The sequence below is a fragment of the Algoriphagus winogradskyi genome (assembly GCF_900182815.1).
Classification (GTDB): Bacteria; Bacteroidota; Bacteroidia; order Cytophagales; family Cyclobacteriaceae; genus Algoriphagus; species Algoriphagus winogradskyi.
On the sequence record NZ_FXUA01000005.1, the window covers coordinates 72,456 to 87,315 of the forward strand.

12 protein-coding genes are annotated in these 14,860 nt (G+C 41.3%); 5 read left to right on the forward strand and 7 right to left on the reverse strand.

The features are described 5' to 3' along the window. Nucleotides 1–17 precede the first annotated feature (17 nt). Nucleotides 18–821 (forward strand): inositol monophosphatase family protein, encoded by an 804-nt coding sequence (locus QOL76_RS13665; protein WP_283413531.1) that lies wholly within the window; start codon nt 18–20, stop codon nt 819–821. Here QOL76_RS13665 and QOL76_RS13670 read toward each other — a convergent pair whose 3' ends face one another. After that, complete coding sequence (locus QOL76_RS13670) at nt 822–1,730, reverse strand: AEC family transporter (RefSeq protein ID WP_283413532.1); 909 nt, start codon at nt 1,728–1,730, stop codon at nt 822–824. Between the two features lie 104 nt (nt 1,731–1,834). On the opposite strand from QOL76_RS13670, the gene QOL76_RS13675 reads away from it, so the two are divergent. Further along, nucleotides 1,835–2,062, forward strand: a complete 228-nt coding sequence (locus QOL76_RS13675) for a hypothetical protein (RefSeq protein WP_283413533.1) — start codon at nt 1,835–1,837, stop codon at nt 2,060–2,062. On the opposite strand, the gene QOL76_RS13680 is transcribed toward QOL76_RS13675, so the two are convergent. Next, the gene (locus tag QOL76_RS13680) at nt 2,059–2,433 is read right to left on the reverse strand and encodes a UDP-glucuronosyltransferase (RefSeq protein WP_283413534.1); all 375 of its coding nucleotides are present in this window, start codon (nt 2,431–2,433) and stop codon (nt 2,059–2,061) included. The genes QOL76_RS13675 and QOL76_RS13680 overlap by 4 nt on opposite strands. A gap of 148 nt (nt 2,434–2,581) precedes the next feature. Between QOL76_RS13680 and QOL76_RS13685 the strand changes: the two genes are divergently transcribed. The 3 genes from QOL76_RS13685 (at nt 2,582) to rpiB (ending at nt 5,351) form a co-directional block, all read left to right on the forward strand. Then, nucleotides 2,582–3,850, forward strand: a complete 1,269-nt coding sequence (locus QOL76_RS13685; RefSeq protein ID WP_283413535.1) for a serine hydroxymethyltransferase — start codon at nt 2,582–2,584, stop codon at nt 3,848–3,850. 16 nt (nt 3,851–3,866) lie between these two features. Then, on the forward strand, nt 3,867–4,721 hold the full coding sequence (tatC, locus tag QOL76_RS13690; RefSeq protein WP_283413536.1) for a twin-arginine translocase subunit TatC: 855 nt from the start codon (nt 3,867–3,869) through the stop codon (nt 4,719–4,721). A gap of 192 nt (nt 4,722–4,913) precedes the next feature. Beyond that, on the forward strand, nt 4,914–5,351 hold the full coding sequence (rpiB, locus tag QOL76_RS13695; RefSeq protein ID WP_283413537.1) for a ribose 5-phosphate isomerase B: 438 nt from the start codon (nt 4,914–4,916) through the stop codon (nt 5,349–5,351). 91 nt (nt 5,352–5,442) lie between these two features. Here the strand turns inward: rpiB and QOL76_RS13700 are convergent, their stop codons facing one another. From QOL76_RS13700 to QOL76_RS13720, 5 genes are all read right to left on the reverse strand, one after another. Beyond that, entirely contained in the window at nt 5,443–7,077 is a 1,635-nt protein-coding gene (locus QOL76_RS13700; RefSeq protein ID WP_283413538.1) for a S8 family peptidase, read from the reverse strand. A 127-nt stretch (nt 7,078–7,204) separates the two neighbouring features. Then, complete coding sequence (locus tag QOL76_RS13705; protein WP_283413539.1) at nt 7,205–8,365, reverse strand: alpha/beta hydrolase-fold protein; 1,161 nt, start codon at nt 8,363–8,365, stop codon at nt 7,205–7,207. A gap of 321 nt (nt 8,366–8,686) precedes the next feature. Beyond that, entirely contained in the window at nt 8,687–9,472 is a 786-nt protein-coding gene (locus QOL76_RS13710) for a DUF1206 domain-containing protein (protein WP_283413540.1), read from the reverse strand. A 501-nt stretch (nt 9,473–9,973) separates the two neighbouring features. Next, nucleotides 9,974–10,681: a hypothetical protein gene (locus QOL76_RS13715; protein ID WP_283413541.1), complete on the reverse strand. Its 708-nt coding sequence runs from the start codon at nt 10,679–10,681 to the stop codon at nt 9,974–9,976. A gap of 230 nt (nt 10,682–10,911) precedes the next feature. Then, entirely contained in the window at nt 10,912–14,859 is a 3,948-nt protein-coding gene (locus QOL76_RS13720; protein WP_283413542.1) for an eCIS core domain-containing protein, read from the reverse strand. Nucleotide 14,860 lies beyond the last annotated feature (1 nt).

Below are 14,860 nucleotides of genomic sequence, written 5' to 3' on the forward strand. Positions count from 1 at the left end.
TTAGAAAATCAACTTTTATGATTTCAACAGAAAAACTAACTCTGCTTCTTGAGAAAACCCAGGAAGTAGCCAAAGAAGCCGGCGCTTTTATCCGTAAGGAAAGACGCCATTTCAATCCAGAACGCGTGGAGCACAAAGGCGTCAATGACCTTGTTTCCTATGTAGATAAGGAAGCAGAAAAAATCATTGTGAATAAGCTTTCTCAAATTTTTCCTGAGGCAGGTTTTATAACTGAAGAAGGAACCAATACCACGCAAGCAGAAGAATTCAACTGGGTGATAGATCCGCTTGACGGCACCACTAATTTCATTCATGGCGTACCTATTTATTCTGTAAGTATTGCATTGATGGAGCGGAACGAGGTGGTTTTAGGAGTAGTCTATGAAGTTAATCTTCACGAGTGCTTCTATGCTATGAAGGGTGGGGGAGCATTCTGCAATGATACCCGGATTAAAGTAAGCGGAGCCAAGACGCTTTCCGAATCGCTGATAGCTACTGGATTTCCCTACAGTAATTTCGATTTGATCGATAAATACCTTGCGGCATTGAAATCAATCATGAAGTCTTCACATGGTGCTCGTAGATTTGGAAGTGCGGCGGTAGATCTTTGTTATGTTGCTGCTGGGCGTGTGGAAGGATTTTTTGAGTATAATCTGAATTCCTATGATGTCGCTGCGGGGACTTTGATCGTGGAAGAAGCAGGTGGAAAAGTAACTGATTTCTCCGGAGGAAGGAATTTTGTGTTTGGAAGAGAGATTTTGTCTACGAATGAAAAAATCCATGAGGAGATTTTAGCCAATTTGAAGACTGCTTGGAGCTAATCAGCTAAGGAAATAATACCAAACCATAATTGTAACCAGAGAGATTGGGATTCCCAATCCAGCTAGAAGTGTGGCCAATTTTGGCCTGAGATCATATTGTATCGCCACGATAGAGCCTGTGATCATGGGAGCCATGCCACTTTCCAATACCGTGACTTTCAGTTCAAGACTGTTTTCTGAAAGAATATTTCGGTATACCAGCCAAACAATTAAAGGAGCCAGCAAAAGCCTATAGCCCATTCCAAACCAATAATATTTGGAACTCAGAGAATCAAAGTCTAGGGAGAACTTGAGTCCGATAGCAAAAATAGCCATTGGAGCCATTGTTTTGCCTATGAAGGAAACGATGGGTATAAGGAGTTCTGGAGTCTTCCAGCCTAGTATGCTCATCACTATGGTGAGTAAAAGGAAACCGAATGGTGGGAATTTGATAATTTTCAGCGGGATTTCGCTTAGATTACCTTCTTTGTGGGAATAAATCGAGCCTACTAAAATCGACAAGGAAGAAACCAGCAAAAAGGATCCGCCCTGATCTATAAGGAGTGCAATTGGTAAGGCCTCTTTCCCATACAGTCCCTCCACTACAGGAAACCCTAAGAAGGAGGTGTTGGCTAAGCCAGCCACTATCACTAGACAACCCGTTAATTGGTTATCCCATTTTAAGAGTTTTCCCAGTGTCCCAAATATCAGCCAAGAAAGCAAGAATGTGAACCAGGCTGAGGAGATAGGAATGAGTAAGTTCCAGCCGGGATTTATTTGGGGAATATATAAAAGTGCAAGAGCGGGGAGGACAATTTTGAGAAGATAAGCATTGACCCATTTCGTGATTTTTTCTTGAGGAAGGCTAGGTTGTTTCTGAAGGAAAAGACCTAGAAGAAGACATAAAAATGCAATAATAGCTCCTGTCATGCTGTTTTTCGATGGATGGTATTTTTTGTTAACATAAAATTAATTTGCTAAAATTGTACTTTGCTGATTATCAGCATACTTTTGATGCAAATAACTGAGAGTCTATGACTAAACTTATACCGATTTTTATCAATGGAGGAAAATGGATTCAACTTTCACAGCTATCTAAAGAGCAAGCGTTAAAATTGAAATCATGGCTTCCAGTTAGCTGCCTGAAGAAAATCATGTTTCAAGGAAGCGAATTTACTGAATGTCTGGATTTCGAAACCTACGAATATTGGTTTCGCACACAACAAGTCTCAGAGCAAAAGCAAGCCTTGTTGGATTTTTAATCCAATCCGTAATTTTTTCTTTTTTCATCAAAATACTTTCTCAATTCAGGGTAGAAGTCACTTTCTACTTCGGGAATTCCGTCTAAGATCAATTCCATATTTCCCTCCATCGCGTCAGTATTCACCTGCATGCCTTCGACTAGATAGACCATGTCTTCCATGGACAAAGGTTCAAAACTTGATGATGGATAAAGCATGTAATCATTTCCATAGAAATCAACTGCCTCAAACTGGATCTTTAGCTCCAGAAAATGTGCATAAATGCTAATTTGTTCTCCCCATTGGCTCTCAGGGTAGTTCAATTTAACCAATAAAACAGAGGTATTTTCTTCAGTAAAGTAGCTTTTAGGCTGAAATTTGAAATCAATCATCAGCCAAAAATAGCAATTCCTTAGAATTGGAAATCCCAATCCTATTTTTGGATTGGATAATCGGGACTTTCGGACTATTTTTGGGCACATTTGCAGGTAGGCCTTTTTGGCTACCTTTCCATTAAAATTTGCTTTCAAACCCCTGATTATGAAAAGAGATTCGCTTGTTTTCGACCTAATCAACGAAGAAGAGGACAGACAAAAGAGAGGCATCGAACTGATTGCTTCCGAAAACTTCACCAGCAAACAAGTGATGGAAGCTGCGGGAAGTGTGCTGACAAACAAATATGCTGAAGGTCTGCCGGGCAAGCGCTACTATGGTGGTTGCGAAGTTGTCGATAAAATCGAGCAATTGGCGATAGACCGCGCAAAGGAGCTTTTCGGAGCTACTTGGGTCAATGTACAACCACACTCAGGTGCGCAGGCAAATGCCGCAGTTTTATTAGCATGTTTGAATGCAGGGGATCCAATATTAGGCTTTGACCTATCGCACGGCGGTCACCTGACTCATGGTTCTCCGGTGAATTTTTCTGGTAAATTATATGAGCCGCACTTCTATGGAGTAGAAGAGGAGACAGGTAGAATCGACTACGACAAGCTTCATGAGAAAGCATTGGAAGTATCTCCAAAGGTGATCATCTGTGGTGCTTCTGCTTATTCTAGAGATTGGGATTATGCACGATTGAGAGAAACTGCGGACGAAGTTGGAGCAATTCTTCTGGCCGATATCTCCCATCCATCGGGCTTGATCGCAAAAGGACTTTTAAATGATCCGTTGGATCATTGCCATATCGTGACCACAACTACCCACAAGACTCTTAGAGGTCCAAGAGGTGGTATGATCATGATGCGTGAGGATTTCGACAATCCATGGGGATTGACCACTCCAAAAGGAGAAATCAAAAAGATGTCTTCTTTGCTTGATATGGGCGTGTTCCCAGGAACTCAAGGAGGCCCGTTGGAGCATATTATTGCTGCAAAGGCCATTGCTTTCGAAGAATGTCTATCTGACGAGTACATGCATTATGTACTTCAGGTGAAAAAGAATGCATCCGTAATGGCTGATCAGTTCGTAAGTCTTGGATATCAAATTATCTCTGGAGGAACGGACAATCACATGATGCTTATTGATCTTAGAAATAAGGACCTTACTGGTAAAATCGCTGAACAGACACTTGGGAAAGTGGATATTACCATCAATAAAAACATGGTACCATTTGATACCAAATCTCCGTTTGTTACTTCCGGAATGAGAGTAGGAACTGCAGCGATTACAACCCGAGGGTTGAAGGAAGATGACATGGTCAAAATTGTCAACTTGATCGACAGAGCGTTGCAAAATCATGAGAATGAAGCCGAATTGGCAAACATCCGAAGCGAAGTAAATGCTTGGATGAATCAGTTTCCATTATACTAGACATTAGATACCACCCGTGGCGTTAGATCAATACCAAGAAGAAGAGGAAGAAGAAGGAATGTCCTTTTTGGACCATTTAGAAGCATTGCGCTGGCATCTGCTTCGTTCTGTAGCAGCGATTCTAATTTTGTCTGTTGCGGCCTTTCTGGCCAAAAGCTTTGTTTTCGGAGTTGTAATCCTTGGTCCTTCCAAGGTAGACTTTGTCACCTACAGATGGCTGTGTGAGCTAAGCGATTATGTGGGCTTGCCGGCACTTTGCATAGACGAATTGCCGTTTACGATCCAGAGTAGGCAGATGACAGGTCAGTTTACCATGCACATGACTTCGAGTTTTGTGGTGGGATTCATTGCTTCTTTTCCGTTTGTATTCTGGGAAGTATGGAGATTTATCAGTCCGGGATTGTATGATCAGGAGAAAAATGCCGCCAGAGGAGCTGTCTTCTTTGTGAGTTTATTGTTCTTCATGGGTGCAGGATTCGGTTACTTTATCCTTTCGCCGCTTTCGATCAATTTCCTTTCAAACTATCAGTTGGATCCTTCCATTCTGAATGAATTTGATATCACTTCCTATATCTCCACATTGACTATGCTGGTATTGGCTTCGGCCATCATGTTCCAACTCCCAGTGGTGGTATATTTCTTGGCCATGTCTGGCTTGGTGACTTCAGGGATGCTGAGATCTTATAGAAGGCATGCGATCGTCGTTATTCTTGTATTATCAGCAATTATCACTCCGCCGGATGTGATTAGCCAGATTCTGATTGCCATGCCGATACTAGTTCTATATGAAGCTGGTATCCAGATCGCGAAAAGACTGGAAAAGAAAAGAGCTAAGAAAAAAGCGGAGGAAGAAATAGATGATGCTCTTTAAATCTAGACGCTAGACATAAGTATTAAGTAGCTAGACTTAAGTATTAAGATGCAAGATTTTAGAATCTAGAGTCAAGATATCGGGATCGAATCCTTAGGATAAAAGAGTTATAGATTAGAATATAGAATTTAAAGATAAGATGGAAGGCCTTTCTAAAGTCTTCTGTCTCACGTCTTATATCTAAAATTAATTATGGCAAAGAAAATAGCAATAGGAGGAGATCACGCAGGCTTTGAATACAAAGCGAAAATGGTCAGTAAACTGGAATCACTTGGTTATGAAGTAAAGGATTTTGGTCCTTTCTCAGATGCTTCAGTAGATTATCCGGATTACGTGCATCCCTTGAGTTCTGCGATTGAAGCAGGTGAGTTTGACTTGGGAATAGTGATCTGTGGGTCTGGAAACGGTGTTGCGATTACAGCCAACAAACACCAAGGTATTCGTGCTGCACTTTGCTGGAATGAGGAATTGGCTGCACTTTCCCGTCAGCATAACAATGCGAATGTGATTGCCCTTCCTGCCCGATTTATTTCTTATGAATTGGCTGAAAAGCTAGCTGAGACGTTCCTTACAACAGACTTCGAAGGTGGAAGACATCAGAATCGAGTGAGTAAGATAGCGTGTAGTTAAAAAATGTAAGGTGCCGGATGTCCGGTGTTAGATGTTAAAGCCCAAACTTGAAAATTCAGGTTTGGGCTTTTTTTTAGTTTAGGGTAAGCTTTTACAAGCTTACCGTTCCGTTTGCAACTTGGCTAGCCAGGATCAAGGCATTGTATAGGTTGGCGATTTTGCCGGATTTAGAGATTTCTGAAAAGGACTTTTCTACCCCTTCTGTTCCGCCAACATGAACTTTGACCGAAGGTGAAATACCTGATTCCAAGATCACTTTCTTCACTTGCACTGCTGTTAGCGTAGGGAAATAGGATCGAATCATCGCTGCAAGGCCCGATACTGCTGGAGCAGCCATGGAAGTACCCCCTTGAAATTCGTAAGAATCATTCGGCATAGAAGAATATATTGCATCTCCTGGTGCAAAGATATCGACATACTCTTTCCCATAATTAGAGAAGACAGCGATCATATCCGCTCCAAAATATTGTGTCAAAGCACCTACAGTAAGGTAATTGTTTGCAAAATTAGCCTCATCTCCATCCGGATGGTCATTAGGATAGTTAGTGTTTTTAGGATCATCCAAATCAAGCGCGTCATTTCCTGCTGCATGTACAAAGAGTACATCCTTGGAAGCTGCATAAGTTAAGGCTTCATACACCCATTCAGAATTGGGAGAAAACCCTTTCCCGAAGCTGGCATTGATTACCTTAGCGCCATTGTCAGCCGCATAGCGAATCGCGAGAGCAATATCTTTGTCGTATTCATCGCCATTTGGAACAGCTCTGATCGACATGATTTTCACATTGCTTGCGACACCATCCACTCCTTTTTTATTGTTTCGGGTGGCTGCGATGATTCCCGCTACATGCGAACCATGACTTTCATCTGCATACCTGGAATCTGGGTTTCCATCGCCATAGTCCTGATCGGAATAGTCGTAGGGATCATCGCCCACGGGAGTTCTTCCATTGAAATCTACATTCAGATTGTAATTTACCTGAGCCTCATAATACTTGAGCCCGTCTTGAAGGTCCTTGATTGCAGCTGGAATTTCTTCGCCCATGGACATTACCTGCATCAGCATGCCTACAGTTCTTTCCTCTTGCGTATTTTTGGGTTGGTAGGCTTCCAAATCAGCAAGTGTATAATTCTCTTTTCCTAAAGCTTCTTTGATATTTTTATCTGCCATGGTCACCATAGCTTCGATCTGCTTGAGTTGAGGAAGTGCGGCTTGAGCTTCAGGAAGCTTTTCATTTAGTTTTTGTCTGGCGGCTTCTTGATAGGCTTCGTCACCGATTTTAAGGCGAAGGATTCTTGCCATTTCCATTTGCTCGTTGTAGGATTCCCCAAGAAAGTTGTACCCATGGATATCATCGATGTAGCCATTTCCGTCATTGTCAATGCCATCACCAGGTTTCTCGCCAGTATTGGTCCAAAGCACATCTTTTATGTCCTCATGATCTAGGTCAATGCCCGAATCAATCACTGCCACGATAACTTCCTCGCCTTTTTTCTTTTTCAGAAGTTCGGCGTAGGCTCGGTCCACACTCATTCCCGGAATTGTGTCTTTTTGTAGATCGAGATGTCCCCAATGTCTGGATTGCTGGTCTGAGAGTTCAGCTACTTTTGGGCTAGTATTTGTGTAATTGATAGGAGGGGCTGTCAGTACTAATGAAGTATTACATCCCATCACTAGCAGCCCAATACCTAGTCCTGCCAAAATTTGAATCTTGCTTTTAATCATAGGTAAAATTAACGCTCACATTTCTAAAAGAGAGAACTTTTAGTTGTTAAAAATGGTGAAGTATAGCTTATTTTACTTAAATGGAAGATTCCGGATCATAGTAGGTATTTCGTGTTTTCAATCGAATTTATTGGTTCTTTTTTAAGCTTTCTATCCTAGTTCTGGCGTGTTCGTTAGCTGGATTTAAGCGAAGCGACGTTTCATAGTTTGCGATCGCTTTTTCTATATTCCCTACCACTTCATAAGCTTCTCCTAAGCTATCAAATGCATTAAATGATTCTGGATAATTTTCAGTGTTTAGTATGAAGAATTCTAGGCTCTTGGATTTCTCTATTTCGTCTCTGCTTTGAAGTCTGCTGTACCCTATTCTGTTTACGAGGTTTTCAGGAGGGCTAAATGTCCAGGAAAGTCTATGGGAAATTTTCTCAAAATGCTCGGTGAGTTGATCCAAACTGTCCACATCTCTATAAGAAATGCCATAGCCTTCAAAAATGCTCGATATTCCATGGTGAAAAGCAGGGATGGGCACTGAGCTATGATCTTCATTTTCGAAATATTCCATGCTAGCCGCAAATTCTCCCTCAACTTTACTGTTCAGTGATTCAAACAGACGCACATGTCTGTCCCGATTTCTGATATTTCTCTTTCCCCAATTTGCTGTGGCGAGATAGAGATATCTATTAAAAGAATTGGTAGTAACGGCTTCTAATTTTTTATCCATCGTAGCAGCATCCCAAGAGCCAAAACTTGGATCTATGGCAATAAATGAATTGAAAATTGTAGTTTCCTTCATGTAAGCATGGGTAGCGAGTAAGCCGCCCAATGAATGTCCAAATAGAATTCTATAGGGGGCTGTTCGGTATTCTTGATCAATATTTGGGATAAGCTCTTCCTCCAGAAAATCCAGAAAATTATCCCCGCCTCCAAAATCATTTTCCCGGGTAGTTACAATCTTATCAGGGGTGAAATCCCGAGTTCTACTCACATTTTGAATGCCGATGACAATCATCTCTGGAATCCTTCCAATTCTGCCCATGTAATTTACCGTGCTGCTAATGGAATGAAAAAAGGAGTTCCCATCTAATACAATCAGCAAGGGGTATGTTTTATAAGACGATTCTTCTTGGCTATATGATTCGGGAAGGCTGATCCAAAAAGCCCGTTCTTCCTCCAAAATTTTGGAGTAAAGGGTATGTTTGCTGCCAATTTGGATGAGTTCGTTTTCTTGTGATTTTACTTCGTGAATTCCGAGTAAAAAGATGATCAGTGCGAGTAAATTTTTAAGCATAGAACTAATACAGGTTTTCCTTTTCTGGCCATTAAGAAAAGAAACAAAATTTATTTTATCCTTATACTGTACGTTTTTTTGGATTGGGTAGCTTGAGTCTAGAATGTCGGATTCTTGGTTTTTTGATGTAATAGAAGCCTTTTTCTCTCTGCCTCAAGTAATAAATGCCGCGCATATGAAGATGAAGATATGAATCCCACTCGCTCAAGTTTGTAGGGAATTGTTCTATAGTTTAGAACTTTTTGAAACCTGAAAATAGGAATTGAAAACTTAAATGGGAGGATGGAAATACGTTTTTAAACTTCACCTTCCAGGCTTAGCTTAAACCCTCTTCATGTCACGATACCAGGCATTAATCAACAAAAATATGCCATACATGGCCAGGCCTAAGGCTACTAACGATAATACAATTGTACCGAATTCATCTTGAAGAAAGCTAAACGCATCCTTGGTGCCTCCTGCTTCCTCAGTACTGTAGGAAAAGGCGGCTCTATACGTCAGAAATGCAACCACTCCAATGACTATTCCCCTTGAGGTATGGCCAATTTTTCCAAGGGTAATCATTAATTTTTCTGTTTTAGGACCCAAATTTTGAGCTTTCATTCTCTTTTTATACAAATTGGTGTAGGCAATGACCATTTGAAAAATTGCTCTCCCTAGGATGATGGTAGCAATAATTAGCACGATGATCTGACCGGACGGCTTAGTTAAGGCACTTGTAATTAAAGATTCTTGCCCGTCTCCCGATCCACTACCTGATCCGATTAGAATCTCAAAAGCTGAAAAGGCTAAAAGGCCATAAAAAACACCACTGGAAAAGAACCCTAACCTATTTCCAATTCCTTTCAAATCAGTTCCTTCCTTGTCCGGATCCTTGATAGCTTGATAAAAACGCCAAAATACGTAAGCCACTAATCCAATGGCCGTGATTCCGAGTAAAATGGTGCCAACGGTATTGTTTTGTAAAAACTTTAGCGCATCACTAGTACCCGATTTTGTACCCCCGGAACCTATAGCTGCCATAAAGGTGAGCACGCCCATTAGCGTGTACACAAAACCCTTGGTGGCAATACCAAAACGCGCAATATTCTCTTTGTTAAAATTCATGAGTTGTTCAAAACATTGCCCGATCAAGCAAACTATTTTCCTAATATAAATGATTTTGAAAAGAAGGAGCCTAGGAAATGGGATTGGTGGTTTTGCGGGCAGTGCTAGGACTCATGTTCTGGGCATAAAACTTCAGATAAAAAGGTTGAACATTCAGTATCGAAGAATGAAATTTCAGGTTCTGAGTATGAAGTTTCATTAGTAAAGGTTGAACATTCGAGTTCCGAGCCTGAGCGTTCAGGTAAAAAGGTTGAACGTTCATTATCAACGTATAAAATTTCAGATTCTGAGTATGAAGTTTCAGTAGTAAAGGTTGAACATTCGAGTTCTGAGCCTGAATCTTCAGGTAAAAAGGATGAATATTCAGTATCTAAATATAAAACTTTAGAAAATAGAAAGGTGTCGATGTAAACTCCCCCTAGTTTCAAAATAATTCATCTCGTCTCAAACTCAATTAGTCAAAAAATAATTCCTCTACACTCCTAGGTGTCAAGAGTTCATTTAAAGACGGCCATCATTTTGTTGAATAGAAAAGGTTCTAGAGTTTTGTAACTGAAATTCCCTGTATTTTTCAGTAATTTTTTTACTATCTGAATCAGATTGTTTGATCCATCTAAATGCATCAGAATTTTGACCTCCATTTTTGTTATAGATAGTTTCATGCACAAGGATTACATCATTAGCTAGTTGTATTTCAAGAAATCCAAATCCTATTTCTCCATTTGAATTGGGATTGTGTTGGAAATGTCCTTTTCCATGGTTGAAGTTATTTTCATCCATTGTTATCATTCCATTAAAATCTTCATTTCCTATCACAGAAATTCCGTTTTCTATTAAAAGCATGTTTTTATCTTGTTTCAATATAAAACAACGGTATGCGCTTTTGTTTTCACGATCATACTTTTTATATGCCAAATAAACTCCAGAGTATTTGGAATATAGTTTTTTGAATCGGCGATACTTAGATTTCTTTCCTATCCATGATGCAATCTTGCTAAGAAGCAGACCTAAGAACGCACCAAGTATAGCCCCTATCCAAAGAAGTTGAAATTCATTACTATTGACTAAAGTAATATTTAACGTAGCAAGTTCACTTAAAACTTTTTCCTGAATATTCAAAATAATTTGGTTATTGGAGTCTATTTCTGAAAGTCGATTTTGAATCTCAGTAATAATTGAATCCTGATTATTTTGAATTGAATCTGACATTATTAATTCCACAATTGAAAATCATTTTCTGTATACATAAGCTCCTATTTTTTTAAGAAAAAAAATGATATACTTTCCTACTATACTCCATACAGGATATTTTTCCTCACCCTTCCCTCTGATACCAGCTAATTAAAGTGGGTATTTATTTAGGAATATGGAATAAGGGGTAAATTATTTTAGGAAAAAATGAATCAGGGAAATGATTCATTAAAAAATTTCAAGATCATTTATGCATTTAATCTAACGTTTGGCTCTGCTCGTAAAATGGCTACCGTTGCAGGTCCAATTCCTGGGGCAGCATCTAATTCTGCATAGGTAGTTATACGTTTTTTATTTCTCTGAGTGATTATAGCTTGTGCTCTTACTTCGCCTAAACCATGAACTCTTTGAAGGACTTCAATAGGAGAATCATTTAGATAGACCATAAAGTTTAGCCTTCCTGTTCCAAAACCAGGGATGGAAGATTTGTTGTGAGCAATATTAGATGGAATATCCCAGTTTGCAGGCTGAGTTGCAGCAGGCACCCAATTATTATTGGTGTACTCTAGCTCTTGAAGACTGAAATTTAAGCTATCGGCTACATAGGTGTCAGGGTCACTTTTGACTCCATTACTTAAGTTTTGAGAGTAATTTACCTCAACTTCATATCGAACGACTTTACCCTCATCGATTATATGCTGCTTTGCAAAACGCTCAAACTTAGAATTCATCTCAGAATTTGTTTGTTTTGCGATTGGAGTAAGGTTCCAGGAAACATTTCCTGGGCCATGAAGCTTATGGTTTAGAAGGTGCCCTTCCACAATATAGTTTGGATAATTCATCTTCAATAACCTACCTAATCCAGTGGTATAGGTTGGTTGGCTACCAGCTAAACCACCGGGATCCAAGCTCAGCGGATTTACTACCACATGTTTACCCATTTCCATTCCAGCTCCTGAGACTTTATCTTGTATTTCTAATCTAGTCTGAGGAATAGGTGGCCCCCCTATTGCATTTAGAATTGAAACAATCTTTTCAAATTCCCTCATGATTATTTGACCTTTTTCTACTCCTTGCCCCTCTCTATTTCTGTCTATTTCACTTGCGGAGGTTTGTAGTTCAGCGACTTTGGGGTCAGGTATTGCTTTTCCATTCCAGCTTTTACTTGAGATAATCTGGCCAAGAGTTTTTGGATCAGCGCTGGCTATAATGATTTGTGCTTGTGGGCTTGAATCTTCAAAATATGCTTCATGCTGCTCACCATTTGGAAGGGTAAATCTTTTTCTAAATCCAAGCCAACCAAGAACAGCGTCCGCAGCATTCCTCCCCGCCTGTAAAATCGCTCCTCCCACGCTTATCGCCCGATCAATCAACCAATCAATCGCGGCATTTACCCGATCTCGTAGGCCGCCGATCATTTCAGCTATTCTTGCTCCCAGACCTCTCAGTCCAACTTGATTTGCTAAGAAGCCGATGGCCACTGGGATAGCTCTAGCCAATGCAGCCTCAAGGAAATTAGCTGCATCTGCAATGTTGCCACGGGCGATATTCGCTACGCCAGCCACGAAGGAATTGACGATTTCCAGCATTTCCCGAAGCTTCTCAATAAAGGATTGAATGGCTCGATAAAATGCTATAAAACTATTGACCACCGCCATGATTCCCGTAGGGTCGAGCATCGAAAGCAATCTAGTGGTGACCTGAGTGATGATCTGAGTGACCACCCAGTTCTGCACCTGCTCCAGCACCATAGTCCAGAGGTTGCTCAATTGCTCCTGTACATATTCCCAGATCGCAATTGGGCCACGCTCCCACACGTCCTTGATGAAAGTCCAGATGCCCGTCAGGGTATCGATCGCCCCACGGATCTGAGCTACACGCTCTGGTCCGAGTTTCATTTCGAGTCTTTCCCATACATTGTCCATGGTCAGACCAAGAACATCCAACACAAATCCCAGAATACTTTCGAAGGTCAAATCAGCTGGCGGATTGATCCCAGCAGATGCTAATTCTCCAAATAGCCAATCTCTCAAGCCATCAAGTAGGTGAGTGAGAATATTATCAAAAAACTGTACAAATCCTTGCTTGACAGCAGCTAGTAGATTTCTAATAAATCCGATGGGATCCCTCTTGATATCAGCAAAAGCACTTTGTGCATTGGCTATTATCTGCTGAATAGTATCAATAGGGAAGTTCATCACCACCAGGATCACCTCCACCAAGATCTGCACTATGGTGACTACAAAGGCAAAAAGGCGTTGAACAGGCGCAGCTAGCGTCTCAACTATTCGGAGAAATGCATCAATTGGATGAAAGACATCCTGAATGGAAAAGCTATTCCAAAGACCAAGGAATAGTCCTGTGATATACCCCCAAGACAAATTAAGGGTTGCTACGGCATCGTCTATTCTGGAAGCAGTTTGCTCAATCGCTCCCGTTTCCTGCATTTGCTGGAATTGTGCCTCTCCGCCTGGCATCAGGCTCATAAATCCTCGAATAAGATTAACCGTCGTTCTTGGGACAACTTCTTCAGTAAACGGATCTTTTTCGAGAATCACAGTAAGCAGATGAAAGCCCTGTTGCTCCCTTGCATAGGCAGAAAGCTGTGCCAAAAGAGCTGTTTTGATAAACTCAAGGACCTTGATGGCAACATTGCCTGCAAAAGTGAAAACACGGGTAGTGAACGGTGTGAATATGGCCACCGTTCTCTGAAATGCACCCATTGGATCCCGGATATCTTCAAGTGAAAATGCATTCCAGGCTGTTTCAAATAGTCCTCTAACTTCCTCAAAGCTGAAGTTTAAAGCGGCGAGTTCAGCATCGATCCAATCAGCAGTTTCCTGAATGGTACCCTCAGCTTGCATACGCTCTAGCTCTTCTTCTTTTCCGATCAGGAGTAAAAATGCTTCGATTTTCTCAGCCGTGGTAGAGTTTACTTCCTCACCTGTGAGTGGGTCGTGTCCGAGTAATTTGGTCAGTAATGGATATCCAGGGAAAGCGTCGGCAAGTGCTTTCAAACCTGCCATTAATGCATCTTTGATTAGGGTGAATATCTGGTCTTTTACCCTACCTGCAAAAGTGACTATGTCTCGATAGAGTTGTCCAAAAGTCTGATCCAGAATCCTAATATTCCCATCCCAGCCTTCCGTAAGCCCCATTCGGTCCCAAGCTTCTTCCAATGTATCACTCAGTCTGCTGGAAGTTAGATTGAGAGAAGTCATCTCGCTTTCTACCCAAGTAAAGGCATCGTTGATGATTCCTAGTTCATCCAGCTTATTGTAAAGTAGCATCCCGAAAACCGGAATAAGCCCTAAAAGTCCACGAAGGAGATTTGGACCATTTCTTTCAACACTTCTGCCGGCCAATGGGTCATATCCGATAATAACTGTTAGTAAGGAATAGCCTGGAATATAGCTGGCAAACTCAGCCAATCCCTCTCTCACAGCCCAAGGCAGGCGCTGTACTTGAGGTTCTGTTGAGCTAATCTGCTGAAGTGGCATTCGCTGAACAGGAGCAGCTCCTTGCTGTACGGTATGGGTCAATTCATGGGCCAGCAAATGCTTACCCTGAGAAGATTCCGGTTGATATTTTCCTTCGTTGAAATAGACATCATTTCCGTGCGTGAATGCCTGTGCTCCAAGAGCATTGCTCATTCCAACTGCCTGAGAATCGGTGTGAATGCTGACTCCGCTAAAATCCGCTCCAATCTTACTTCCCATTTCCGCTTGAACTGGTGCGGGAAGTGCTTGGCCTGAACCTTTACTCTGGGTGATTTGTGAAGAAATGTCTGGAGAATTTGTAGCTGTGCCATCTGCCGAAAGTTGGATAGATTCTTCCTCTTCTTCCTGTCTTTGGATTGTTTTGGAAAAATCCGGGCTGAGTTGGATTGATTCTTCTTCTTCCATGGAACTCAGTTGAAGAAAGGAAGTGCTTTCTGCAAAAGGCATCATTTGAAGCGTTTCTTCCTCCTCTTCTACTTTCATTTGAAAAGCTGCCTCAGAAGCTGGTGCGGGACTCATCGCTAATGCGGGTGCTGCATTTGATGGAGCCATCACCACGTGATTTGCTACAGACTCTGCTTCTTGTTCGTATTTGTCTCCAGGTCGACCAATTTTTAAGCTTGGCTGAATCGTATGTCTTCCCTCCCCATTTCTCAATGGCATAGGCATAGGCTTACGTTCAGCTAGAGCTCCCATA

Bases quoted from the DNA above. Each gene is read 5' to 3' on its own strand.
- QOL76_RS13665 (WP_283413531.1), top strand. From the start codon at position 18: ATGATTTCAACAGAAAAACTAACTCTGCTTCTTGAGAAAACCCAGGAA.
- QOL76_RS13670 (WP_283413532.1), bottom strand. From the start codon at position 1,730: ATGACAGGAGCTATTATTGCATTTTTATGTCTTCTTCTAGGTCTTTTC.
- QOL76_RS13675 (WP_283413533.1), top strand. From the start codon at position 1,835: ATGACTAAACTTATACCGATTTTTATCAATGGAGGAAAATGGATTCAA.
- QOL76_RS13680 (WP_283413534.1), bottom strand. From the start codon at position 2,433: ATGATTGATTTCAAATTTCAGCCTAAAAGCTACTTTACTGAAGAAAAT.
- QOL76_RS13685 (WP_283413535.1), top strand. From the start codon at position 2,582: ATGAAAAGAGATTCGCTTGTTTTCGACCTAATCAACGAAGAAGAGGAC.
- rpiB (WP_283413537.1), top strand. From the start codon at position 4,914: ATGGCAAAGAAAATAGCAATAGGAGGAGATCACGCAGGCTTTGAATAC.
- QOL76_RS13700 (WP_283413538.1), bottom strand. From the start codon at position 7,077: ATGATTAAAAGCAAGATTCAAATTTTGGCAGGACTAGGTATTGGGCTG.
- QOL76_RS13705 (WP_283413539.1), bottom strand. From the start codon at position 8,365: ATGCTTAAAAATTTACTCGCACTGATCATCTTTTTACTCGGAATTCAC.
- QOL76_RS13710 (WP_283413540.1), bottom strand. From the start codon at position 9,472: ATGAATTTTAACAAAGAGAATATTGCGCGTTTTGGTATTGCCACCAAG.
- QOL76_RS13715 (WP_283413541.1), bottom strand. From the start codon at position 10,681: ATGTCAGATTCAATTCAAAATAATCAGGATTCAATTATTACTGAGATT.
- QOL76_RS13720 (WP_283413542.1), bottom strand. From the start codon at position 14,859: ATGGGAGCTCTAGCTGAACGTAAGCCTATGCCTATGCCATTGAGAAAT.